The organism is Lentzea sp. HUAS TT2 (assembly GCF_051853195.1).
GTDB lineage: Bacteria > Actinomycetota > Actinomycetes > Mycobacteriales > Pseudonocardiaceae > Lentzea.
Genome location: NZ_CP196667.1, coordinates 2899735 through 2921529 on the forward strand (window position 1 = coordinate 2899735; position 21795 = coordinate 2921529).

At 70.0% G+C, this 21795-nt stretch carries 23 protein-coding genes; 14 read left to right on the plus strand and 9 right to left on the minus strand.

Going from position 1 to position 21795, the window contains the following annotated elements; translation table 11 throughout:
• The first annotated feature begins 12 nt into the window (after window positions 1–12).
• Genes ACSHWB_RS14495 through ACSHWB_RS14510 form a run of 4 tightly spaced genes read left to right on the plus strand, consistent with a single transcriptional unit; the run spans window position 13 to window position 6554 of the window.
• Window positions 13–1467 (plus strand): cytochrome ubiquinol oxidase subunit I, encoded by a 1455-nt coding sequence (locus ACSHWB_RS14495; RefSeq protein WP_439662544.1) that lies wholly within the window; start codon window positions 13–15, stop codon window positions 1465–1467.
• 10 nt (window positions 1468–1477) lie between these two features.
• Window positions 1478–2449, plus strand: a complete 972-nt coding sequence (cydB, locus tag ACSHWB_RS14500) for a cytochrome d ubiquinol oxidase subunit II (protein ID WP_439662545.1) — start codon at window positions 1478–1480, stop codon at window positions 2447–2449.
• Entirely contained in the window at window positions 2449–5442 is a 2994-nt protein-coding gene (gene cydD / locus ACSHWB_RS14505) for a thiol reductant ABC exporter subunit CydD (RefSeq protein WP_439662546.1), read from the plus strand. Before cydB ends, cydD begins: the two co-directional genes overlap by 1 nt.
• A 5-nt stretch (window positions 5443–5447) precedes the next feature.
• Window positions 5448–6554, plus strand: coding sequence for a GAF domain-containing sensor histidine kinase (locus ACSHWB_RS14510; RefSeq protein WP_439662547.1), 1107 nt, complete (start codon window positions 5448–5450; stop codon window positions 6552–6554).
• Here ACSHWB_RS14510 and ACSHWB_RS14515 read toward each other — a convergent pair.
• Entirely contained in the window at window positions 6532–7149 is a 618-nt protein-coding gene (locus tag ACSHWB_RS14515; protein ID WP_439662548.1) for a response regulator, read from the minus strand. The genes ACSHWB_RS14510 and ACSHWB_RS14515 overlap by 23 nt on opposite strands.
• A gap of 61 nt (window positions 7150–7210) precedes the next feature.
• Between ACSHWB_RS14515 and ACSHWB_RS14520 the strand changes: the two genes are divergently transcribed.
• Entirely contained in the window at window positions 7211–7705 is a 495-nt protein-coding gene (locus tag ACSHWB_RS14520; RefSeq protein ID WP_439662549.1) for a GNAT family N-acetyltransferase, read from the plus strand.
• Window positions 7706–7770: 65 nt separating this feature from the next.
• Here the strand turns inward: ACSHWB_RS14520 and ACSHWB_RS14525 are convergent, their stop codons facing one another.
• Window positions 7771–8289, minus strand: coding sequence for a macro domain-containing protein (locus ACSHWB_RS14525; RefSeq protein WP_439664599.1), 519 nt, complete (start codon window positions 8287–8289; stop codon window positions 7771–7773).
• Window positions 8290–8424: 135 nt separating this feature from the next.
• Between ACSHWB_RS14525 and pheA the strand changes: the two genes are divergently transcribed.
• Window positions 8425–9315, plus strand: coding sequence for a prephenate dehydratase (gene pheA, locus ACSHWB_RS14530; RefSeq protein WP_439662550.1), 891 nt, complete (start codon window positions 8425–8427; stop codon window positions 9313–9315).
• Window positions 9312–9905: a histidine phosphatase family protein gene (locus tag ACSHWB_RS14535; RefSeq protein ID WP_439662551.1), complete on the plus strand. Its 594-nt coding sequence runs from the start codon at window positions 9312–9314 to the stop codon at window positions 9903–9905. Before pheA ends, ACSHWB_RS14535 begins: the two co-directional genes overlap by 4 nt.
• On the opposite strand, the gene ACSHWB_RS14540 is transcribed toward ACSHWB_RS14535, so the two are convergent.
• The gene (locus tag ACSHWB_RS14540) at window positions 9902–10684 is read right to left on the minus strand and encodes an MBL fold metallo-hydrolase (RefSeq protein ID WP_439662552.1); all 783 of its coding nucleotides are present in this window, start codon (window positions 10682–10684) and stop codon (window positions 9902–9904) included. The genes ACSHWB_RS14535 and ACSHWB_RS14540 overlap by 4 nt on opposite strands.
• A gap of 86 nt (window positions 10685–10770) precedes the next feature.
• Here ACSHWB_RS14540 and ACSHWB_RS14545 point away from each other — a divergent pair, with 86 nt between their 5' ends.
• Window positions 10771–11373, plus strand: coding sequence for a TetR/AcrR family transcriptional regulator (locus tag ACSHWB_RS14545; protein WP_439662553.1), 603 nt, complete (start codon window positions 10771–10773; stop codon window positions 11371–11373).
• Between the two features lie 4 nt (window positions 11374–11377).
• On the opposite strand, the gene ACSHWB_RS14550 is transcribed toward ACSHWB_RS14545, so the two are convergent.
• Together ACSHWB_RS14550 and ACSHWB_RS14555 are read right to left on the minus strand one after the other, a co-directional pair.
• On the minus strand, window positions 11378–11728 hold the full coding sequence (locus ACSHWB_RS14550) for a metallopeptidase family protein (RefSeq protein WP_439662554.1): 351 nt from the start codon (window positions 11726–11728) through the stop codon (window positions 11378–11380).
• Entirely contained in the window at window positions 11725–12747 is a 1023-nt protein-coding gene (locus tag ACSHWB_RS14555) for a septum formation family protein (protein ID WP_439662555.1), read from the minus strand. Before ACSHWB_RS14555 ends, ACSHWB_RS14550 begins: the two co-directional genes overlap by 4 nt.
• A 193-nt stretch (window positions 12748–12940) precedes the next feature.
• On the opposite strand from ACSHWB_RS14555, the gene ACSHWB_RS14560 reads away from it, so the two are divergent.
• Genes ACSHWB_RS14560 through ACSHWB_RS14570 form a run of 3 tightly spaced genes read left to right on the plus strand, consistent with a single transcriptional unit; the run spans window position 12941 to window position 15244 of the window.
• Entirely contained in the window at window positions 12941–13600 is a 660-nt protein-coding gene (locus ACSHWB_RS14560; RefSeq protein WP_439662556.1) for a hypothetical protein, read from the plus strand.
• A gap of 6 nt (window positions 13601–13606) precedes the next feature.
• On the plus strand, window positions 13607–14770 hold the full coding sequence (locus tag ACSHWB_RS14565) for a glutathionylspermidine synthase family protein (RefSeq protein WP_439662557.1): 1164 nt from the start codon (window positions 13607–13609) through the stop codon (window positions 14768–14770).
• Between the two features lie 21 nt (window positions 14771–14791).
• Entirely contained in the window at window positions 14792–15244 is a 453-nt protein-coding gene (locus ACSHWB_RS14570) for a DUF350 domain-containing protein (protein WP_439662558.1), read from the plus strand.
• A gap of 58 nt (window positions 15245–15302) precedes the next feature.
• Here the strand turns inward: ACSHWB_RS14570 and ACSHWB_RS14575 are convergent, their stop codons facing one another.
• Window positions 15303–15479, minus strand: coding sequence for a hypothetical protein (locus tag ACSHWB_RS14575; RefSeq protein WP_439662559.1), 177 nt, complete (start codon window positions 15477–15479; stop codon window positions 15303–15305).
• Window positions 15480–15584: 105 nt separating this feature from the next.
• Here ACSHWB_RS14575 and serS point away from each other — a divergent pair, with 105 nt between their 5' ends.
• Window positions 15585–16832, plus strand: coding sequence for a serine--tRNA ligase (serS, locus tag ACSHWB_RS14580; RefSeq protein WP_439662560.1), 1248 nt, complete (start codon window positions 15585–15587; stop codon window positions 16830–16832).
• Here the strand turns inward: serS and lhgO are convergent.
• Complete coding sequence (gene lhgO / locus ACSHWB_RS14585) at window positions 16825–17985, minus strand: L-2-hydroxyglutarate oxidase (protein ID WP_439662561.1); 1161 nt, start codon at window positions 17983–17985, stop codon at window positions 16825–16827. The genes serS and lhgO overlap by 8 nt on opposite strands.
• Before the next feature lie 30 nt (window positions 17986–18015).
• Window positions 18016–18897 carry an LLM class flavin-dependent oxidoreductase gene (locus tag ACSHWB_RS14590; protein ID WP_439662562.1) on the minus strand — a complete coding sequence of 294 codons (882 nt, stop codon included), beginning with the start codon at window positions 18895–18897 and terminating at the stop codon, window positions 18016–18018.
• 72 nt (window positions 18898–18969) lie between these two features.
• Here ACSHWB_RS14590 and ACSHWB_RS14595 point away from each other — a divergent pair, with 72 nt between their 5' ends.
• Both ACSHWB_RS14595 and ACSHWB_RS14600 read left to right on the plus strand, forming a co-directional pair.
• Window positions 18970–19773 (plus strand): HAD family hydrolase, encoded by an 804-nt coding sequence (locus tag ACSHWB_RS14595; RefSeq protein ID WP_439662563.1) that lies wholly within the window; start codon window positions 18970–18972, stop codon window positions 19771–19773.
• A gap of 52 nt (window positions 19774–19825) precedes the next feature.
• The gene (locus ACSHWB_RS14600; protein WP_439662564.1) at window positions 19826–20761 is read left to right on the plus strand and encodes an NAD-dependent epimerase/dehydratase family protein; all 936 of its coding nucleotides are present in this window, start codon (window positions 19826–19828) and stop codon (window positions 20759–20761) included.
• A 9-nt stretch (window positions 20762–20770) separates the two neighbouring features.
• Here the strand turns inward: ACSHWB_RS14600 and ACSHWB_RS14605 are convergent, their stop codons facing one another.
• Window positions 20771–21670 carry a glycosyltransferase gene (locus tag ACSHWB_RS14605; RefSeq protein ID WP_439662565.1) on the minus strand — a complete coding sequence of 300 codons (900 nt, stop codon included), beginning with the start codon at window positions 21668–21670 and terminating at the stop codon, window positions 20771–20773.
• Window positions 21671–21795 lie beyond the last annotated feature (125 nt).

Genomic DNA, 21795 nt, shown 5'->3' on the forward strand with positions numbered 1-21795 from the left:
ACGCTCCTTGACGTGGACGTACTCGAACTCGCGCGGTGGCAGTTCGGCATCACCACCGTTTATCACTTCCTGATGGTGCCGCTGACGATCGGCCTCTCGCTGCTCGTTGCAGCGATGCAGACCGCGTGGGTGCGCACGGGCAAAGAGCGCTACTACAAGATGACGAAGTTCTGGGGGAAGCTCCTCCTGATCAACTTCGCCATGGGTGTCGTGACGGGCATCGTGCAGGAGTTCCAGTTCGGCATGGCCTGGAGCGCCTACTCGCGGTTCGTCGGTGACGTGTTCGGCGCGCCGCTCGCGATGGAGGGGATCGTCGCCTTCTTCGTCGAGTCGACGTTCCTCGGCCTGTGGATCTTCGGCTGGGACAAGCTGCCGAAGAAGGTCCACCTCGCGTGCGCCTGGGCGTTCAGCCTCGCGACGATGGCCAGCGCGTACTTCATCCTCGCCGCCAACTCGTGGATGCAGCACCCCGTCGGCATCGTGCTGGACGAGGGACGTCCGCGACTCACCTCGATCTGGGCCGTGCTGACGAACAACACGACGCTGGCGGCCTTCCCGCACACCATCGCCGGAGCGTTCGCGGTCGCCGCGACGTTCCTCGTGGGCATCGGCGCCTGGCACCTCTGGAGGAAGTCGGACGAGACCGGCGTCTGGCGCAGCTCGCTCAAGCTCGGTACCTGGGTCGGCGTCGCGGCGTTCGCGGTCCTCGCGATCAGCGGCGACGTCCAGGGCAAGCTCATGTTCGAGCAGCAGCCGATGAAGATGGCCGCCGCGGAGGCCCTGTGCCACACCGAGGAACCGGCCGCCTTCTCGGTCTTCGCCATCGGTGACGTCACCAGGCCCGACTGCGAGAACGTCAAGAGCATCACGGTCCCCGCACTGCTGAGCTTCTTGGCGCACAACGACTTCAGCAGTGAGGTCAAGGGCATCCAGGACCTCGTCCCGATGTACCAGGAGAAGTACGGCACCAACTACCCGGTCGACGACCGGCTCGGCGAGCTCAGCGGCAAGCCGATCGACTACGTGCCCGCGCTTCCCGTGACGTACTGGGGCTTCCGCCTCATGATCGGGTTCGGCGCGATCTCGGCCGCACTGGGCCTGGTCATGCTGTGGCTCACGCGGGGCGGTCGTGTTCCGCAGGGCCGGTGGTTCCCGATCACCGCGCTCGCCGGCATCGCGACGCCGTTCCTCGCCAACAGCTTCGGCTGGATCTTCACCGAGATGGGGCGGCAGCCGTTCGTGGTCGTGCCCAACCCGTCCGGTGTGGACGGTGTCTGGATGTTCACCGCGCAGGCGGTCTCGGCGTCGACACCCGGCGAGATCCTCACCTCGCTGATCGCGCTCACGACGGTGTACGGGGCGCTGGCCTGTGTCGAGGTCTACCTCATCCGCAAGTACGTCCGCGGTGGCGTCGCCGGGGTCATACCCGCGAAAACCGACGACGGCGCGCTGGCGTTCGCGTACTAGGGGAGAAGCTGTGGAGACGCTCTGGTTCTGCGTGATCGCCCTGCTCTGGCTGGGCTACCTGTTCCTCGAAGGTTTCGACTTCGGCGTCGGCATGTTGCTCCCGTTCCTCGGGCGCGACAACACCGAACGCCGGGTGATGATCAACACGATCGGGCCGGTGTGGGACGGCAACGAGGTGTGGCTCCTCGTCGCGGGCGGTGCCACGTTCGCGGCGTTTCCCGGCTGGTATGCGGCGCTCTTCAGCGCCGCGTACCTGCCGCTCACCCTCTTCCTCCTGGCTCTGATCGGCAGGGGAGTCGCGTTCGAGTACCGCGGCAAGGTGGACTCGGAGCGCTGGCGGAAGGTCTGGGACGCGGTGATCTTCGTCGGGTCCTGGGTGGCCGCACTCGGCGTCGGTCTCGTCATCGCCACGACCGTCACGGGCCTGCCGATCGACGCCGCCGGTGACCGGGTCGGCTCGCCGTTCGCGGCGATCAAGTGGGAGACGGTGCTCGGCGCGCTCGCGATCGCCGGGTACGCCCTCGTCCACGGTGCGATCTTCCTGGCGCTGAAGACCGAGGGGGAGATCCGCGAACGGGCACGGCTCATGGCGTTGCGGATGGCGCCTGTGGCCTTGCTGCCGCTGGTGGCGCTGCTGCTGTACGTCGCAGGGGTGTGGGCGCTTCCCGTGCTCCTGTTCGCCGGGCTCGCGTTGTGGCGCCTCTGGGTGGGACGCGAAGGACAGTCGTTCGCGTTCATGGGGCTCGCCGTCGCGGCGACGGTCATCGTGCTGTTCACCTCGCTGTACCCGAACGTCCTCCCGTCCACTCTGGACCCGGCGTACTCGCTCACCGTGGCGGGCTCGGCGTCGAGCCCGTACACGCTGACCGTGATGACGTGGGTCGCCGCGTTCGGCACGCCGGCCGTGCTGATCTACCAGGGCTGGACCTACTGGGTCTTCCGCAAGCGCATCGGTGTCCAGCACATCCCGGCGGCGCACTGATGAGGCGAGGCCCGCTGGGAGCTCTGCCCGAGCTCTCCAGGAACGCCAGGCGCGCCCTCGTCGGGGTGGGCGCGCTGGCGTTCCTCAACGCCCTGGCGCTCGTCGCCCAGGCCGTCGCGCTGGCGTCGGTGATCACGACCCGCGAAGGCCTTCCGCTGCTGGCCGTGGCGATCCTGGCGCGGGCGGGCCTGTCTTGGGCGACGGAGTCCGCCGCCGCCCGTGCCGCCGCCGGCGCCAAGGAGGAGCTGCGGACCCGGCTGCTGGCCAAGTCGTTCGAACGCGGCCCCGGCTGGATCGCCGAACGCGGCACCGCCGAGCTGTCGGTGCTCGCGACCAAGGGCCTCGACGCGCTCGACGCCTACTTCACCCGTTACCTCCCCGCGCTGGTCACGGCCGTGGTCGTGCCGCCACTGGCCGGCGCGTGGATCCTCTTCACCGACTGGCCGTCGGCCGTGCTGATCGCGGTCACCGTGCCGCTGATCCCGGTCTTCGCCGCGTTGATCGGCTGGTACACCGAGAAGCGCGTCCGCAAGGCCGCCGACGTCACCGAGCTTCTGTCCGCACAGCTCCTCGAACTGCTGCGCGCGTTGCCGGTGCTGACCGTCTTCGGCCGTGCCAAGCAGCAGGCGAGCGCGGTCGAGCAGATCGGCGAGCAGCACCGCAAGGCCACGATGGGCACGCTGCGGATCGCGTTCCTGTCCGCGCTGGTGCTGGAGATCGCCGCGTCGTTGTCGGTGGCGCTGATCGCGGTCGGCGTCGGTGTCCGGCTCGTGCACGGCGACATGACGCTGATGACCGCGCTGGTCGTGCTGATCCTCGCGCCCGAGTGCTACCTGCCGTTGCGCGCCGCCGGTGCCGCCCACCACGCGAGCGAGGACGGCCTCGAAGCGGTCCGGCGCGTCGCCGAGGTCGTGGACCACGAGGACAAGACCAGGCCGCGGCTGCCCGGTGGTGCGGTCCACGTCGACAACCTGCGGGTCCTGCGCAGGGGCGGCTTCGCGCCGGACGGCATCAGCTTCGACGTGCGGCCTGGGGAGATTTATCGACTTGAAGGCGCGAGCGGCGCCGGAAAGTCGACAACGTTCCAGGTGCTGCTCGGCTTCGTGGAGCCGACGGATGGCACCACGTTCGTCGCCGGCGACATCGCGTACGTGCCGCAGAAGCCCGCGTTCGCCGCCGCCACCCCGCGCGCCGAGCTGGAGCTCACGGTTCCCGGTGCCGAGGACATCGAGCAGGTCGCCCACGAGGTCGTGGCCACGCATCTCCTCGACCGCCCGATCACCGACCTCTCGACGGGCGAACGCCAACGCGTCGCGGTCGCCCGCGCCCTGCTGAGGGTCCGCCACGGCGCGACGGTGCTGCTCCTCGACGAGCCGACCGCGCACCTCGACCCGGTGACAAGTCGCAAAGTCGACAAAGCGATCAAGAGAGCTAGCGACACGGCCGCTGTCGTCCTCGCCTCGCACCGCGAGAAGGAGTCGACCGACGACGAGACGTTCGCGAAGGTCGTCACCGACGAGACGCAGCCGGAACGCCCGAAGCGCCTGCCGGTCCCGTGGAAGGGCGCCGGACTGGGCATCCTCGCGGCCGTCGCGGGCATCGCCCTGACCGCGCTGGCCGCCCACCTGATCGCCCGCGCCGCCGAGATGCCGCCCATCCTGACGCTGTCGGTGCTGGTCGTGGGCGTGCGGACGTTCGCGTTGAGCAAGGGCGTGCTCCGCTACATCGAGCGGCTGGTCACCCACGACGAGACGTTCCGTCTCGCGAACCGTCTACGCGCCGAGCTGTGGTTGCGGCTCGTGCGCACCCAACGGCGTGATGGGCTGCAACGGCTCGTCGAGGACACCGACACGGTCCGCGACCTGATTCCCCGCGTGCTGGTGCCGCCGATCGTGGCGATCGGGGCGGGCATCGCGACCACGGTCCTGTTCGCGTTCATCGACCCGGCCGCCGCGCTGACGTTGGGCGGACTGCTGCTCGCGGCCGGACTCGCGGCGCCCGCCGTCGCCGTGTGGACCGAGCGCCGGGCCAGCACGAAGCTCGCCAGGGGCCGCCGCCAGGTCGCCCGCGACACGATCAACGCCCTCGCCGCCGCACCGGACCTCATCGCGCACGACGCCCACCACCGCCTGCTGGCCCGGCTGCACGCCGAGGACGTCGAGCTCGCGCGACAGACCCGCCGGCAGGCGTTCGGCACGGGCGCGGCCACGGCGATCGTCCTGCTGGCGACCGGTGCGGCGGCCCTGGTCTGCGCCCTGACCGGCAACCCGGTGCTCGGCCTCGTGCCGCTCGCGCTCGCCGAACCGCTGGCCGCGCTGCCGCTGGCCGCCCAGCAGCGCAGGGCGTTGCGGGAGGCCAGCGCGCGGTTGCAGTTCGACGCGCCGGAACGCCCCGAGCAGCCGCGCGGCAAGCGGATCCGGCTGGAGAACGTCGACGTCCGCTGGCCCGGCGCGGCCGAGCCGACGCTGCGGGACCTCCACCTCAACATCGAGCCGGGCACGCACGTGGCGATCGTCGGGCCGTCCGGCAGCGGCAAGTCGACGCTGTTCGCGCTGCTCCTGGGCTTCCTGCAGCCGGAGCGGGGGATCGTCGAACTGCCGCGCGCCACGTGGTGCCCGCAGGAGCCGATGCTGGTCAGCACGACCGTGAGGGAGAACCTGCGGATGTCGGGTCAGCACGACGACGAGGCGTTGCGGGAGGCGCTGCGCAAGGCGTGCCTGCCGGAGTGGGTGGACCGGCTCGACGTGGTGATCCGGCCCGACCAGGTGTCGGGCGGCGAGGCGCAACGGCTGGCGCTGGCGCGCGCGTTGCTGCACGACGCCGACGTGGTGCTGCTCGACGAACCCACCGCGCACCTGGACGAACCGACGGCGCGCCGGCTGTTGCAGCAGCTCAGGGAGGACGGCAGGACCGTTCTGCACATCACGCACCGCCCGGACGAGGCGGCGAGGGCGGACCTGGTGCTGGACCTCGGCACGCCCGCATACCGTTGAGAGCCATGGACCCCTCTCTGGCGCGGCGCGTGCTCGTCGCGTCCACCGAGATCACGTCGGCGGCGCTGGAAGACCCGGAGAACGTGCTGCGGCTCGTGGTGGAGGCGGCCGCGGAGATCGCGGACGCCGACCTCGGCCTGGCCATGCTCTCCACGGGGGACGACGACGGCACGCTCACCGTCGAGGCGTCCTCCGGCGAGCCGATCGTGGCGACGCTGAGCCCGCGCAGCGCCGCCGCCAAGGCCGCGCGCACGGGCGTCCCCGTGATGGCCGACGACGTCACGAACGACCCGCGCACGGCCCCGTACGTGCCGCAGCCGTTGCGGGTCTACGGGCCGTTCGCCGTAGCGCCGTTCGGCACCTCGGACCGCAAGATCGGTGCCCTGGCCGTGTACCGGCGCCGGGACAAGCCGCCGTTCACCCAGGAGACGGTGGACGTGCTGTCGGCGTTCGCGGCGCAGGCCGGCCTCGCGGTCGTGCTGGCGGAGGGCTTCACGGCACGGCAGCGCGTCGCGGTCTACGAGGAACGCGAACGGATCGCCCGCGACCTGCACGACGTGATCATCCAGCGGCTCTACGGCGCCGGCGTGCAGATCAGCCTGCTGCAACGCCGGCTGGGCAAGAAGCTCGACGCGGGGCAGCGCGCCCGCATCGAGGAGGCCGTCGACCTGGTCGACGAGACGATCGCCGAGGTCCGCGCGACCGTCCGCAAGCTGCGCAACACCGACCCGGCCGACTCCGCCGACCTGCACGACTCCATCAAGGCCGAGGTCCGCACGGCCGGTGAGCTGCTCGGCTTCTCGCCGCGCCTGCACGTGGCCGGCGACCTGGCGAACGTGCCGCGCAAGCACGCCGACGACGCACGGGCGGCGTTGCGCGAGGCGTTGTCCAACGTCGTGCGGCACTCAGGCGCCACGCACGTCCAGATCGACGTACGGCGCGATGAGAAGCATCTGCTGCTGCGCGTCGCGGACAACGGGTGCGGCATCCCGTCCGGCGTGACTCAGCGCGGGCTGAGGCACCTCGCTGAACGGGCGAAGGCCGCGAGTGGTGATTTCCGCGTGGTGAGTTCGCCGAACGGGACGACGCTCACCTGGTCCGTCCCCGTTTAGCCACCCATGCGGCGGCTTGCGTTCGCCGTTCCATGCCGAGTTTGGAGAGAACGGACGTCACGTAGTTCTTCACGGTCTTCTCCGCGAGGAAGAGCCGTTCACCGATTTGGCGGTTGGTCAGGCCTTCTCCGATGAGTTCGAGCACGCGCTGTTCCTGATCCGTGAGGCCGATCGGGGCCGGATTGCGCATCCGTTCGAGTACCCGGCTTGTGGTCGCCGGGTCCAGAAGGGACCGTCCAGCCGCGACCTCGCGCACGGCCGTGACAACGTCCTGACCGCGGACCTGCTTGAGCAGGTAGCCCGACGCGCCGGCCATGATCGCGCCGACGAGAGCCTCTTCGTCGTCGAATGCGGTCAGCACGAGGCAACGAATGCCAAGGTCCCGCAACGACCGGCACAGGTCGACGCCGCTGCCGTCGGGCAGCTGGACGTCCACAACGGCCACGTCCGGCGGTGTCGCCGCAGCTCGGGTCACCGCCTCGTGGACGGATCCGGCCTCCGCGATGACCGAGATGTCCGGCTCGTCGTCGAGCATCTCGCGCAGACCTCTGCGGACTACTTCGTGATCGTCAACCAACAAAACGCGCACTGGCACGAATCCACCGTACGTCGAATGGCTGTTCCTGAGTGTGACTCAAATTGGCACAGTTCTTGTCATGGCAGAAGGCTCGGTACGACCGGTCGAGGAAGCAGATCGCATAGTTGTCGCCCGACTGGTTCTCGAGCTATGGGGCGCGCACACCGCTGTCGCGCACGGCGAGGTGTTCTTCCCGGCGAGTCTGCCGGGCTTCCTCGTGGAGAAGCAGGGTCAGGTGCTGGGTCTGCTGACCTACGCGGTGGCGAACCACCAGCTGGAGATCGTCACGATCGACGCACTCCGGCGGGGCCGCGGCGTCGGCACCGCGCTGGTCGACGCCGCGGTTCGGCAGGCGCGCACACTCGGGTGCAACCGGGTGCGGCTGACGACCACCAACGACAACCTCGACGCGATCCGCTTCTACCAGCGGCGCGGCTTCAAGCTGACGGCCTTGAGACCGGACGCGGTCCGCGAGGCGCGCAAGCTCAAGCCCGAGATCCCCGCCGTGGGGGAGTTCGGCATCCCCATCACAGATGAGGTCGACCTGGAACGATGGGTCGCGCCACGGCAGTAGTCCACAGGTGTCCACAACCTTGTCCACAGGGTTGTGCACAGGGGAGGTGCCGTGGCCCACGGCACCTAGACGTGCAGCTGGTTGAACGCCTCGTCCCACGCGGCGGCGACCTGGTGGGCGCAGGTGGACGGTGCGACGCCTCCCACCCCGGTGCCGAGTCCCGGCATCGCGATGGTGTGGACGGCGTCGCGCACCGGCGTGCCGTCCTCCAGGCGTCCCGTGAGCCAGAGCATCAGCACGGCCCGCGCGGCCAGGTACGGGTGGACGGTGTCGACCGGCAGCCGTTCACCGGGCAGGCGCATGGTCGGGGCGCTGATGAGCCACGCCGGCTCGGTCTCGCCGGTCGCCACGATCTGGGCCTCGCCCACCGGGAGCTCACCGCCGTGCAGCGCGAGGACCGCACTGCGGACGTTGCCCTCGACCTGGGGGAACGCCGTGGCGTAGACGGCGTCGATGCCACCGCGCATCCAGCCCTGCGAGTTCGCCGGGCTGACGATGGCCTGCGCGTGGATGTCCAGAACGGACCCGCGGTGCACCCTCACCCCGGCGCGGCCGTCGGCCACGGCGAGCCAGGCGTTCGCCATGGGTTCGTCGACCGCGCACAACACGAGTTCAGGCGCTAGAGCGGGCACGCCCCAAGCATTCCAGTTCGAACGGTCCCGGCGGAACCCAGGATTGGCCCCCGACACAGGCGTGATTCGCGCCTCTACTGTGTGCGGGTGCCTCGCATTGCGTACTTCGGACCACAGGGGACCTTCACCGAGCAGGCCGCCATGCGGTTCGAGGGTGAACTCGTCCCGTTCGAGACGATCCCGCTCGCCGTCGCCGCCGTGCGTCAGGGCACGACCGACTTCGCGTGCGTGCCGATCGAGAACTCCGTCGAGGGCGCCGTGCCGGTGACGCTCGACGCCCTCGTGCGCGACGAGCCGGTCGTCGCGGTGGCCGAGACGGTGCTGGACGTCCGCTTCAGCGTCCTGGTCCGGCCGGGTACGTCCGAGATCCGCACCATCGCCTCGCACCCGCACGCGCTCGCCCAGGTCCGCGAGTGGATCGCCGCCTCGCTGCCGGGCGCGACCTCGATCGCCACCTCGTCGACCGCGGCCGCCGCTGCCGCCGTGGAACGCGGCGAGTTCGACGCCGCCGTCTCGGCCCCGGTCGCCGTCAACCACTACAAGCTCGACGAGTACGCCACCGACGTCCTGGACGTGCCCGACGCACGCACGCGGTTCCTGCTGCTGCGCCGTCCGGGTCAGCTGCCTGAGCCGACCGGCGCGGACCGCACGAGCGTCGTCGTGACCACCCCGAACCGCGTCGGCGTGCTGTCCGAGCTGCTCACGGAACTGGCGTTGCGTGGCATCAATCTCACCGGCCTCGAATCACGTCCGCAGAAGGGCAAACTGGGGACGTACCGCTTCTACATCGACGTCGAGGGGCACATCGCAGAGCCGAGGATCGGTGACGCGCTGGCCGCGCTGCACCGACACTCGCGCGAGATCCGGTTCCTCGGGTCCTTCCCGAAGGCCGACCACGAGCCCGCAGAGGCTCACAACGCCGAGTTCGCCGCAGCCGCCTCCTGGGTCGATGCTGTCAGAAAGGGCGAGCGCGGGTGAGGTTGCTGCTGGTCAGGCACGGTGAGACGGCGTCGAACGTCGAACGCAGGCTGGACACGGCCATGCCAGGTCCCCCGCTCACCGAACTGGGCAGGAAACAGGCCCGCGAACTGGCCGACAACCTCGCCGCCGAGGAGATCGTCGCGGTCTACGCGAGCATCGGGCTGCGCGCCCAGCAGACCGCGGCGCCCACCGCCGAACGCTTCGGCCTGCCCGTCCAGATCCTCGAGGGCGTGCACGAGATCCAGGTCGGCTCGCTCGAGGGCCGCAACGACACCGAGGCCTACAAGGCCTACCTCGAGACCGTGATCCAGTGGGCCGAGGGCGCGCTCGACGTGGCGTTCCCCGATGGCGGGGAGAGCGGGCAGCAGGTGCTGGACCGGTTCCTGGGTGCGGTCTCGTCGATCCGCGGTGACGGCACGGTCATGGTCGTGACGCACGGCGGGGCCGGGCGGATGGGGGCGCTGGCTCTCGCTTCCAACGTGCCGGTGGAGCTGGCGGAGAACCTGCTGCCGAACACCGGGGTCGTGGTGCTGGAGTCCGAGGGTGACGGCTGGGTGTGCCGGTCCTGGGCGGGCGTGGAGATCTAACCGGCGAGGTCCAGCCACTCGCCGACGGGCAGTACGTGCGCGCGTGGTCCCGCGTGCTGCCGGAAGTCCCCCTCGGGGTCGGTGACCTCGACGTATCCCGGCAGCTTCACCGGCTGTCCGGTCTCGTAGTGGATCGGCACCGCGTGCCAGGCGCCGATGATCTTCGCGGCGGCCGCGGCCTGGAACGGGTCCATCGCCGCGGGCACCGGGCTCGGCGGCTGCAGGTGCGGCGCGTTCACCACCGCGCCGTTGGCCGGCAGGAACGCCGCGTCGAACGGGCTGAAGCGGCGCGCGATCAGCCACCACCAGCCGTGGAACATCGTGTCGCCGCCGTGGAAGACGCGCTGCCCGTCCGCCTCCACCACCCAGTTGAGCTGTGGGTCGCCCAAGCCGTCGATGGAGGGCACGGCCGTGACGCGGAACGGACCGATCTCGTGGGAGGACCAGGTGTCCACCACCTCGGCCGCCAGTCCGTGCTCGACCATCTCGCGCTCGCTCAGCAACGTGGTCACGTTGTCCACGTCGTCGCCGTGGCCGGGTGCGGGGCGGAGAACCGGTGCTCCCGGTGTCAGCACGCCGGCGAGCGCCGTCGCGTCGGTGTGGTCGCGGTGCAGGTGGGTGACCAGCGCGGCACTGACCTCCCCGTTCGGCCGGGTGAGCCCGATCCCGTCCCGCCATCCCGTGAACAGCGGTGACAGGTCCTGCACGTAGTCGATCACCAGGCTCTTCCCGGCCGCCTCGACCTCGATCCCGGCCCAGCCCAGTCGTCGCACTCGCATCTCGCACTCCTCGCGTCGGTGAGCCGAATTTAGAGTACGAGCGTTCGTCAAATCAATAGCGAACGTGCGTACGCTATTGTCGTCCCATGTCCCCGCGACGCTCCGCAGCCGACGCGCTCCTCACCCGAGGCCGGATCCTCGGCCGCGCCGCCGAGATCGCCTCCGAGGAAGGGCTCGACGGCATCACCATCGGCCGGCTCGCCGAAGAGCTGGAGATGAGCAAGTCAGGGGTGCACAAGCACTTCGGCACCAAGGAGACCCTGCAGATCTCCACCCTGGACAAGGCGTTCGTCGACTTCTGGCACCGCGTGGTCGAGCCCGCCCTGACCGAGCCGCCCGGTCTGCGGCGGCTGCGGGTGGTCTGCGCGAACTCCGTGGACTACCTGGCGGAGCCGTTGCTCCCCGGCGGCTGCCTGATGACCGCGGCCCTGAGCGAGTACGACGGGCGGCCGGGCGCGGTGCGCGACGCGGTGGCCGAGGTCTGGTCGCGCTGGCAGGGACAGCTGCGCGCGGACCTGGCCGCGGCGGTGGAGGGCGGTGAGCTGCCAGGAGGGTTCGACGTCGACCAGGCGTTGTTCGAGATCCTCGCCGCGGGGCTGGCGCTCAACGCGGCGATGCAGCTCCAGCACGACCAGGCGGCCGTCGCACGGGCGCGCAGGGCGATCGAGCGGGCGCTCGACCAGTCCTGAGCCGTCAGCCCCAGCCCAGCTCGTGCAGCTTGGCGTCGTCCACCCCGAAGTGGTGCGCGATCTCGTGCACCACGGTGATGATGACCTCCTCGACCACGTCCTCCTCGGTGTCGCAGATGTCGAGGATCGCCTCGCGGTAGATGAAGATGTGGTCGGGCAGGCTGCCGCCGTAGTCGGTGCTGCGCTCGGTCAGCGCGATGCCCTGGTAGAGCCCGAGCAGCGAGGGTTCGTCGGGGTTGCGGTCCTCGACCAGCACCACGACGTTGTTCATCGCGTGCAGGAAGCCCGGCGGGACCAGGTCCAGGGCTTCCTCGACCAGCTCCTCGAAGCGGGCCCTGGTCATCTCGACCGTCATCGGTTCTCGGTGGTCGTGGTGGGTGCGCTGGACGACGGCTTGTCGGGCTTGCCGGAGTCCGAGGGCTTGTTGGAGTCCGGGGCGGGCGCGCTGGACTCGCCGGAGTGCAGCGGGGCGCCGGTGGGTTCGTCCTGGGGCCTGACCGACGTGGTCTGCGGCGGGTTCGAGGTGGTCAGCGGCGCGCCGTTGGGGTTGCGGACGGTGCCTTCCCACGCGACGAGGTTGTTGCCCTGGGGGACCGCGCCGATCTTGCAGTTGGCCTTGCGGGAGCCGACCGCCCAGCTCTCCTCCGCGCGCGTGTCCCAGGTGACGAGCAGGCCCTTGGCCTTCAGGTCGGCGCCGCCGGTGTACTCGGCCGAGATCGCCGCGCACTTCTCCGACATCAGGGCGTCCTGTGCCTCGAGCGCCACGAACGGGCCCTCGGGGTGCTGCACCTCGCCGACGATCTCGAACGCGTGCGGCTTGGCGCACTCGATCGGGTCACCCACGGTGTTGTTCTCGGCCAGCGCCACGCAGACGCCCGGGTCGTAGACGGCCGACTGGTCCTGGGTCTTCGCGCTGCCGAACGACGGCAGGGCCGCGCCGGAGGGGGCGGTGACCTGCAGGCCGCACCTGAGCTGCCGGTAGCCGCTCGACCAGCGGTTCTGGTCCGGGTTGAGCGTGCTGACGCCGTACTTGCCCTTCGGGTCGAGCTTGCCCGACATGTACGTGGTCGAGGCCTGCGCGCAGTTCTCCTGCGCGATCTTCTCCCAGGCCTCGGCGTTCGGGAACGGCGCTTCCTTCGGGTACGCGGCGGTGATGTCGGCCGTGCCGGTGACCTCGAACTTGTGCGCGGCGGTGCAGTCGACCTTCTGCGCGTCCGACAGGTCGGCTTTCTCCCAGTTGAGGCATTCGCCCGCGACAGCTTGGTAGGCGGCGTTGACCAGCTCGCGTTTGCTGCCGAGCGGGCCTCCTGCCAGCACAGACGTGAACGCGGACAACATCAGCAGGCTGAAAGCGCCCACGAAAGCGCCGGCCATCACAAGCCGCGTGTCGCGGATGTGACCGGATCGACTCAACCAACCGGCGCTCGGAGACATCTCAACCATGATGCCCGTGCCGTGTGAGACGGCTGTGCGCCGGGTTGGGGTCGAGTGTTGCTATTAGGACACTCGTCACTGAATTGGCCATGTTTCAGCTGTCTCGCTAGGTACCTTGCCCGCGGGAGTGGTGATGACTGACAACAACCTGCCAGGACCTGGCCAGCCGACGCCCCAGCCTGGGTCGCCGTCGGGACAGCCCGGCCAGCCGCAACAGCCAGGCCAGCAGCTGCCGCCGTACCAGCCGGCGCCGCAGCAGGCTGGTGGACCGCCCGCGAAGGGCAAGGTGCGCCAGCAACAGGCCGGCGTGACCAAGCCGCGCCAGGCCACGGTCGCCGAGCAACGCGCTCGTGCCGCCGCGCTGAAGGCGCAGCAGGAGCGGTTCGCCGCCGAGTCCGCCGCCTTCGAGAAGAAGCGCAAGACGCGCAAACGCCTGCTCATCGGCGGTGGCGTCACCGTGGGCGTGATCGCGCTGGTCGCGATCTGGTACGCGGCCGCCAGCCCGAAGAACGTCACGGCGCAGTGCACCGACTCGAACAACGTGATCGTCGACGACGACTACTGCGACCAGAAGTACTACAGCAGTCACGGCGGGTACACGAGCGGCGGCTTCATCTACATCGGTGGCAGCTCGTACCGCTACAACTACGGCGGCTCGGGTGCGGTCGGCCAGAAGGTGACCGGCGGCAGCTACACGATCCCGAAGGGTGCGAACGTCAGCACCAAGTCGGGCACGTCGGTGCAGCGCGGTGGCTTCGGCGTCAGCAGCGGCTCCTCCAGCAGCGGAGGCTGAGCACAGTTGCGTCGTGAAACCTCGCAGCCGCGGCCGAACTGGCAGCGGACGGTCTCTGACCAGGGGTTGGTGTTCGGCCTGCCCGCGAAGTACGCGAACGGCACCGACCGTCCGTACTGGGACGAGTCGGTCCACTACGTGTTCGAGATGAGCGAGATCCTCGCGCTCGAGGCCGACGTCGAGCTGCTCCACTCCATGTGCCTCGACGCGGTCGACAACGTGGTGCTCACCGAGCGCTACCGCGACTTCGGCATCCCCGAGTGGGTGTGGCCGCACATCGCCGAGTCGTGGCGGCGGCGCGACCCGCACGTCTACGGCCGCTTCGACCTGCGCTACGACGGTTCGGGCCCCGCGAAGATGCTGGAGTACAACGCGGACACCCCCACGTCGCTGCTGGAGGCCGGCTACATCCAGTGGCACTGGAAGGAAGACGTCTTCCCGGACGACGACCAGTGGAACTCGCTGCACGAGCGCCTGGTCGAGCAGTGGACGGAGATCGGCGCCAAGCTGCCCTCCAGCGAGCTGCACTTCACCTGGTCTGGCGCAGACCCGTCCGGTGAGGACCACCTCACGATCGCCTGCCTGCAGGAGACGGCCGCCGAGGCCGGGCTGAACACCGTGGGCCTCGCGATCGAGGAGGTCGGCTGGGACACGTTGCTCAACCGGTTCGTCGACCTCGAAGAGGCCCCGATGGGCACGGTCTTCAAGCTCTACCCGTGGGAGTGGGTGGTCGAGGAGCAGTTCGGCCGCCACGCCGTCGAGTCGCTGCCCGGCACGCTGTGGATCGAGCCGCTGTGGAAGATGCTGCTCTCCAACAAGGCGCTGCTCGCGATCCTGTGGGAGATGTACCCGGGCCACCCCAACCTGCTGCCCGCCTACCTGAACGACCCCGGGATGCTCACCGAGTACGTGCGCAAGCCGCTGCTCGGCCGCGAGGGGTCGAACATCCAGATCGTCGCCCCGGGCTACGAGACGCAGACCGGTGGCGTGTACGGCAAAGAAGGCTTCGTGTACCAGCTGTTCGATCCGCTCCCGGAGTTCGACGGCTACCGCCCCGCGTTGGGTGCCTGGGTCGTCGGCGACACGTCGGCCGGCCTCGGCATCCGGGAAACGGTCGGTCTGGTGACCGACGATGGCGCGGCGTTCGTGCCGCATCGAATTGTTGAGTAAGACTCCGAAAGGGAACGGGAAATGGACTACACGCTCGCGTTGGACCCCGGCTTCGGCTCGGCCATCGGCCGGGGCATCGGCGCGATCGCGCTGTACGCCGTCGTCGGTCTGGTCCTCATGGTGTTCGGCTTCTACGCGATCGACTGGACGACGCCGGGCAAGCTGTCGATCCTGGTCCGCAACGGTGCCCCGAACGCCGTGATCGTGACCGCCTCGGGCCTCGTCTCGATGGCGTTCATCGTCGTCGTCGCCATCCTGAGCGCCGTCGGCAAGCTCGACGAGGGCCTGCTCACGTCGCTGATCTACGGCATCGTCGGCATCATCGTGCAGGTCGCGGCCGTGCGGTTGCTGGAGTGGGTGACCCGCCTGGACATCGGCTCGATCATCGAGTCGGACAAGTTCGCGCCGGCCTCCGTCGTCGTCGCCGCGGCGCACGTCGCCCTCGGCCTCGTGGTGGCGTTCGCGATCTACTAGACGTTCGCGCGAAGGGACCCGGTGCTCACGTGGCACCGGGTCCCTTTCGTCTGCGAGGTCAGCTCGCCCGGCGGACAGCGCCCGGCGCCGGTTCGTGCCGCCTGGCCGTCTCCTGCGGGAACCCCAGCAGCGCGACGAGCAGGCTGCCCACGAACGTCACGACCGCGTTCGGCTTCCGCGTGGCCTGCCTGTGGAACTTCTCGTGGTCGAAGTCGTGCGGAACCTCGTTCGTCATCTCGCACCCCCTGCCGCTTCAACGCCGTCGCGTCGCTGTCCGTTGAACAGCGCGAACCGGATATCCGAGTGAAGCGGGAAACCGGCTGGGACTACCCTTCTCCAGGTGATTGACCTCAAGGTGTTGCGCGAGAACCCGGAGACAGTGCGCGCGTCGCAGCGTGCCCGCGGCGAGGACGAGGGCGTCGTCGACAGCCTGCTGTCCGCCGACGAGCGCCGGCGGTCGGCCATCTCCCGCGCGGACACCCTGCGCGCCGAGCAGAAGGTGCTCGGCAAGGAGGTCGGCAAGGCCAAGGGCGACGAGCGCGCCGCCCTGCTCGTCAAGGCGAAGGACCTGGCCGCCGAGGTCAAGGCCGCCGAGGCGGAGCAGAGCACCACCAACGAAGAGGTCCAGGAGCTGCTGGCCAGGATCCCGAACCTGGTGCACCCGGACGCGCCTGTCGGTGGCGAGGACGACTACCGCGTCGTCAAGACGGTCGGCGAGCCGCGCGTGTTCGACTTCGAGCCGCTGGACCACCTCGACCTGGGGACCAAGATCGGCGCGATCGACATGGAACGCGGCGCGAAGGTCAGCGGCTCGCGGTTCTACTTCCTCAAGGGCGTCGGCGCGCAGCTGGAGCTCGCGCTGCTCAACATGGCGGCGGCGCAGGCCACGGCCAACGGGTTCGAGCTCATGATCACGCCCACGCTGGTGCGGCCGGAGATCATGGCGGGCACCGGCTTCCTGGGTGAGCACTCGAGCGAGATCTACCACCTGCCCGCCGACGACCTGTACCTCGTGGGCACGTCGGAGGTGCCGCTCGCCGGCTACCACGCCGACGAGATCCTCGACGGTGAGCGCCGGTACGCGGGCTGGTCGTCGTGCTACCGCCGCGAGGCCGGGTCGTACGGCAAGGACACCCGCGGCATCATCCGCGTGCACCAGTTCAACAAGGTCGAGATGTTCTCCTACGTGAAGCCCGAGGACGCCGAGGCGGAGCACGCCCGGCTGCTCGGGTGGGAAGAGGAGATGCTCGGCAAGATCGAGGTGCCCTACCGCGTCATCGACACGGCGACGGGCGACCTGGGCACGTCGGCGCACCGCAAGTTCGACTGCGAGGCGTGGGTGCCGACGCAGCAGAAGTACCGCGAGCTGACCTCGACGTCGAACTGCACCACGTTCCAGGCGCGCCGGCTGAACGTGCGCTACCGGGACGAGAACGGCAAGTCGCAGATCGCGGCCACGCTCAACGGCACGCTGGCCACCACCAGGTGGATCGTCGCGATCCTGGAGAACCACCAGAACGCCGACGGCTCGGTCACCGTGCCCGTGGCGCTGCGGCCGTTCATGGGCGGGCGCGAAGTCCTCAAGTGAGCGAGGCGATGTGGCGCGCGATCTCCAGCGCGCTCGTCGCCGCAGGTGAAGGCGCGTTCAGGACGTGCACCTGACGGGGAGCGGACTCGACGAGGAAGTCGTCGACCAGTGACCCGTCGGGGAGCATGGCCTGGGCGCGCACCCCGCTCTCCGCACGCACCAGGTCGTCCTCGGTCACGGCGGGCACCAGCCGGGCCAGCGACTCGGCGAACCGGCGCCGCGACAACGACCGCAGCACCTCCTCCACGCCGGTCCTGGCGAACTTCCGGGCGAGCCGCCACGTGCCGGGGAAGCGGGCCACGTCCACCACGTCGCCCAGTGAGAAGTCGCGCCACCGATACCCCTCGCGCCGCAACGCCAGCACCGCGTTGGGCCCGCAGTGCACCGACCCGTCGAGCATCCTGGTGAGGTGCACGCCGAGGAACGGCAGCGTCGGGTCCGGCACCGGGTAGATCAGCCCGCGCACCAACGACGTGCGCCGCAGCTCGAAGTACTCCCCGCGGAACGGCACGATCCTGGCGGTGGGGGACAGTCCGGCCATCCTGGCGATCCGGTCGCTCTGCAGACCCGCGCAGTTCACCAGCACGTCGCCGCGGACGATCCCCTGCGGCGTCGCGACCTCGACCTTGGCGCCCGACGTCCTGATCGCCAGCGCGGGGGACTGCAGCCGCAGGTCGTGGCCGTCGAGCGATCGCACCAGCGCCGCGCAGACCGCCGAGTAGTCGATGATCCCGGTGCTCTCCACCCGCAGCGCGGCGACGCAGGCCACCTCGGGCTCGTAGTCGAGCGCCTCGGCGGCCGAGATCAGCTTCGCCGGCACGCCGTTCGCTTCGGCACGCGACGCCAGCGCGTGCAGCCGCGGCAGCTCATCGGCCGACGTGGCCACGACGAGCTTCCCGCACACCTCGACCGGCACGCCGTGCTCACGCGCGAACGCGATCATCGAGGCGTTGCCGGCCACGGACATGCGCGCCTTGAGCGACCCCGGCTTGTAGTAGAGCCCCGCGTGCACGACGTTCGAGTTGTGGCCGGTCTGGTGGGCGCCCCAGACCTTCTCCTTCTCCAGCACGGTCACGCGGTCACCGCGCGAGGCCAGCTCAGCGGCAACCGCGAGTCCGACGATTCCGCCACCGATCACCACAACAGAGCGCACGGTGACCAAATCTGATTCGGCGCGCTGCTGTTACAGGTGCCGGTTGAGGGTGGGCAGCACGTCCGCGGCGATGTTCTCCACGACCTGCTCACTGCCCATGTAGACGCCGTCGTGCCGGGGCCAGTGCGCCACCACGTCGGTGAAGCCCAGCTCAGCGGCCCTGCCGACGGCGTCGACGAAGCACTCCACGCTGGACAGCGAGTACACCGGCGCCGAGTCGAGGTTGAGGAAGCGGTTCACCGACGACCTGCGGTCCTGAGTGGCCAACGTCTCAGTGAACTGCTCCGCCAGCTCCGCGACACCGCGCCACCACGCCTCGTGGTCCTCGGTCTGCGGTCCGGTGGTGACCCAGCCCTGGCCGAACCTGGCCGCGACGGCCATCGCCTTCGGGCCGTTCGCGGCGACCACGAACGGCAGCCGGGGGCGCTGCACGCAGCCGGGCGCGTTGCGGGCCTCCTCCGCGGTGTAGAACTCGCCGCGCCACGACGTGCGGTCCTTGATCAGCAGGTGGTCGAGCAGCTCGACGAACTCGCCGAACCGGGCCGTCCGGTCGCGCGGCAGCAACGGCGTCGCGCCGGTCACGACCGTGTCGTACCCCGCTCCACCTGCGCCGACGCCGAGCGTGAACCGGCCGTCGGAGATGTCGTCGATCGTCAGCAGCTCGCGCGCGAACGGCACGGGGTGCCGGAAGTTCGGGCTCGCGACGAACGTGCCGAGCCTGATGTGCGAGGTGACCATGGCGGCCGCTGTCAGCGTCGGGACCGCGCCGAACCAGGGCCCGTCCACCAGGGTGCGCCAGCCGAGGTGGTCGTAGGTCCACGCGTGGTGGAACCCGTACTCCTCGGCCGCGCGCCACTTGGGTTCGGCGATCCACCAACGGTGTTCCGGGAGAATCACGATTCCAGCGCGCACGGTGTTCAAGGTAACCAGCTGTTCAGCCTCCGACGAACTTGGCTCGGGTATTTGACAAGGCAAGATGACGGTGTGGAACAGCCGCGCCTGGTCGCCTCCGACGTCGACGGAACCCTGCTCAGCCCTCTCGAGGGAGTCAGCCCGCGCACGGCGGAGGTCGTCGGCCGCGTGCTCGCGGCAGGCGTGCCCTTCGTGCTGGCCACCGGCCGGCCGCCGCGCTGGGTGCCGACCATCGCCGCCCAGGCTGGGCTCGACGGGCTCGCCGTCTGCGCGAACGGCGCGGTGCTCTACGACATCGGCCGCGACGAGATCATCTGGGCGCGCACGCTCAGCCCCGTCCAGCTGCACGACATCGCGGTCGCGGTCGACAGCGTCCTCGACGACTGCACGTACGCGGTGGAGCTGGTCGGCACCCCCAAGGACGACATGACCTTCGTCGCCGAGCTCAGCTACACCCACCCCTGGCCGGAGGGGCCGCACAGCGGGCTGTCCCGCGCGGAGACGCTCGGCCGTCCCGCGGTGAAGCTGCTGATCCGCAACAGCCGCCTGACCAGCGCCGAGATGGTGTCCGCGATCGGCGAGGTCCTGCACGGCGAGGTCGACCTCACCTACTCCACGGACAACGGCCTGGTCGAGGCCGCGGTGCACGGCGTCACGAAGGCGTCCGGCCTGGCGGACGTGGCGGAGCGGTTCGGCGTCGCGCGCGAGCACGTCATCGCGTTCGGAGACATGCCGAACGACGTGGAGATGCTCACCTGGGCCGGGCACGGCGTGGCGATGGCCAACGGCCACGCCGCCGCGAAGGCCGCCGCGGACGAGGTCACCGGACCGAACTCCGAGGACGGCGTCGCCATGGTGCTGGAACGCTGGTTCTGAGCCGTCGATACCCTGGGCGCGAATCCGGCCATCCGACTCGAAGAGGTTCACCGTGCGCGCACTCGTCACCGGCGGTGCCGGTTTCATCGGCTCCACCCTGGTCGACCGCCTGCTGCGGGACGGGCACGACGTCCACGTGGTCGACGACCTGCGGCGAGGCACCCGCACGGCGCCCGCCGACGCCGGCCACGCCGACCGGTACTCGTTCACCCAGCTCGACATCGCGAACCCGGAGCTCGCTGACGTCGTCGCCGGGTTCGGCCCCGAGGTGATCTACCACCTGGCCGCCCAGATCGACGTCCGCGTCAGCGTCGCCGACCCGATCCTCGACGCGCAGCAGAACGTCATCGGCACGATCAACGTCGCGGAGGCCGCGCGCAAGGCCGGTACCCGCAAGGTCTGCTTCGCCTCCTCCGGCGGGTCCATCTACGGCACCCCGGACGAGCTGCCGGTCTCCGAGGCCGTGCCGATCAACCCGAAGTCGCCGTACGCGGCGAGCAAGGTCTCCGGCGAGGTGTACCTGAACACCTACCGCCAGCTGTACGGCCTGGAGTGCACGCACCTCGCGCTCGCGAACGTGTACGGCCCGCGGCAGGACCCGCACGGCGAGGCCGGCGTGGTGGCGATCTTCGCGAACGCCCTGCTGGCCGGGAAGCCGACGAAGCTGTTCGGCGACGGCGGCAACACGCGTGACTACGTCTTCGTCGAGGACGTGGTGGCCGCGTTCGTGGCGGCCTCCGGCGAGAACGGCGGCGGGCAGCGCTACAACATCGGCACCGGCCACCAGACCTCGGACAAGGAGCTGCACAGCCTCGTCGCGCTGGCCGCCGGAGCCGCCGACGAGCCCGAGTACGCCCCCGCGCGGCTCGGTGACCTGCGGGCCTCGTCCCTGGACGCCTCGAAGGCGACCCGCGAGCTCGGCTGGGTGCCGGAGGTCGACGTCAAGACCGGTGCGGCGCGCACGGTGGAGTACTTCCGCAACGCCTGACCGGCGCGGCTACCTGACCGGGGCCGCCGACCGGTAGTCGGCGCCCGCGGGGATGTACTCGGCGGTGGTCCTGTTCAGCAGCGCGTCGCGCACGCCGAGCAGGATCGCCTTGACGTTCTTGGCTCGCGACGGCTCGAACAGGGCCGTCGTCAGCGCCTGCCGCCCGATGTAGAAGAAGGCCTGCAGCGACCAGCCGGGGTTGCCGCGGAGGTTCTCCCTGACCATCACCAGCCCGTTGCGCGTGATCCAGTAGTGCCGCCAGGCCGAGTAGCGCAGGACCTTGACCGTGAGGCCGGCGAACCTGTGCTCCCGCCTGTCGCCGATCGAGTGCGGCAGCAGGGTCTCCATGTCCTGCACGATCCGCACGCCGTTGCGGCGCAGCTTGAGGCAGAAGTCGTTGTCGACCCAGTCGACGAAGAACTCGTCCCGGAACGGGCCCGCGGCCTCCAGGACCGAGCGCCGGACCAGCATGCCGGACGTGATGACGGTGTCGCGGTCCACCAGTCCGCCGCCGGTCGGCGAGAAGCGGTCGTAGGTGGTGCCGTCCGCCGCGTCGACCGGTGTCGGGGCGATGACGCCGATGGACGGGTCGGTGAGGTGCCCGGCGAGCGCGGACACCAGCCCGGCGGGCAGGACCGAGTCCTGGTCGAGCACGAGGACCGCCTCGGTCTCCATCGGCAGCGCGCTGATCGCGTCGTTGAGCGCCCCCGCGAGGCCGCCGTTGCGACCGGACCGGAGCACGCGCACGCGCGGGTCGGCCGGCTCCTCGGACGGAGCGCCGGACTCGGTCGGCGTGTTGTCGACGACGATGACGTCAGCGCAGGTCACCAGTGCCGCGTCGATCACGGCTGAGAGCCGGTCGTCAGGGTGGTACGCGGTCACGACAGCGGTGATGACGGGCGTTGCCATCGGAATGAGGGCTCCTCGGAAGTCGGCAAGTGCCCGGCCGATGCTACAGAGGCGCTCAGGAGGCTCTGATGGCGTCCGTTAGGCTGGCCCGGTCAGGCCTTTCCGCAGGAACCGCGCGGAACGCG

Excerpts from the sequence above, each read along its gene's own strand:
- ACSHWB_RS14560 (WP_439662556.1), top strand. The coding sequence starts at position 12,941 with ATGACTGACAACAACCTGCCAGGACCTGGCCAGCCGACGCCCCAGCCT.
- ACSHWB_RS14545 (WP_439662553.1), top strand. The coding sequence starts at position 10,771 with ATGTCCCCGCGACGCTCCGCAGCCGACGCGCTCCTCACCCGAGGCCGG.
- ACSHWB_RS14520 (WP_439662549.1), top strand. The coding sequence starts at position 7,211 with ATGGCAGAAGGCTCGGTACGACCGGTCGAGGAAGCAGATCGCATAGTT.
- ACSHWB_RS14525 (WP_439664599.1), bottom strand. The coding sequence starts at position 8,289 with ATGGCGAACGCCTGGCTCGCCGTGGCCGACGGCCGCGCCGGGGTGAGG.
- ACSHWB_RS14510 (WP_439662547.1), top strand. The coding sequence starts at position 5,448 with ATGGACCCCTCTCTGGCGCGGCGCGTGCTCGTCGCGTCCACCGAGATC.
- ACSHWB_RS14555 (WP_439662555.1), bottom strand. The coding sequence starts at position 12,747 with ATGGCCGGCGCTTTCGTGGGCGCTTTCAGCCTGCTGATGTTGTCCGCG.
- ACSHWB_RS14605 (WP_439662565.1), bottom strand. The coding sequence starts at position 21,670 with ATGGCAACGCCCGTCATCACCGCTGTCGTGACCGCGTACCACCCTGAC.
- ACSHWB_RS14540 (WP_439662552.1), bottom strand. The coding sequence starts at position 10,684 with ATGCGAGTGCGACGACTGGGCTGGGCCGGGATCGAGGTCGAGGCGGCC.
- ACSHWB_RS14570 (WP_439662558.1), top strand. The coding sequence starts at position 14,792 with ATGGACTACACGCTCGCGTTGGACCCCGGCTTCGGCTCGGCCATCGGC.
- ACSHWB_RS14550 (WP_439662554.1), bottom strand. The coding sequence starts at position 11,728 with ATGACGGTCGAGATGACCAGGGCCCGCTTCGAGGAGCTGGTCGAGGAA.
- cydD (WP_439662546.1), top strand. The coding sequence starts at position 2,449 with ATGAGGCGAGGCCCGCTGGGAGCTCTGCCCGAGCTCTCCAGGAACGCC.
- ACSHWB_RS14575 (WP_439662559.1), bottom strand. The coding sequence starts at position 15,479 with ATGACGAACGAGGTTCCGCACGACTTCGACCACGAGAAGTTCCACAGG.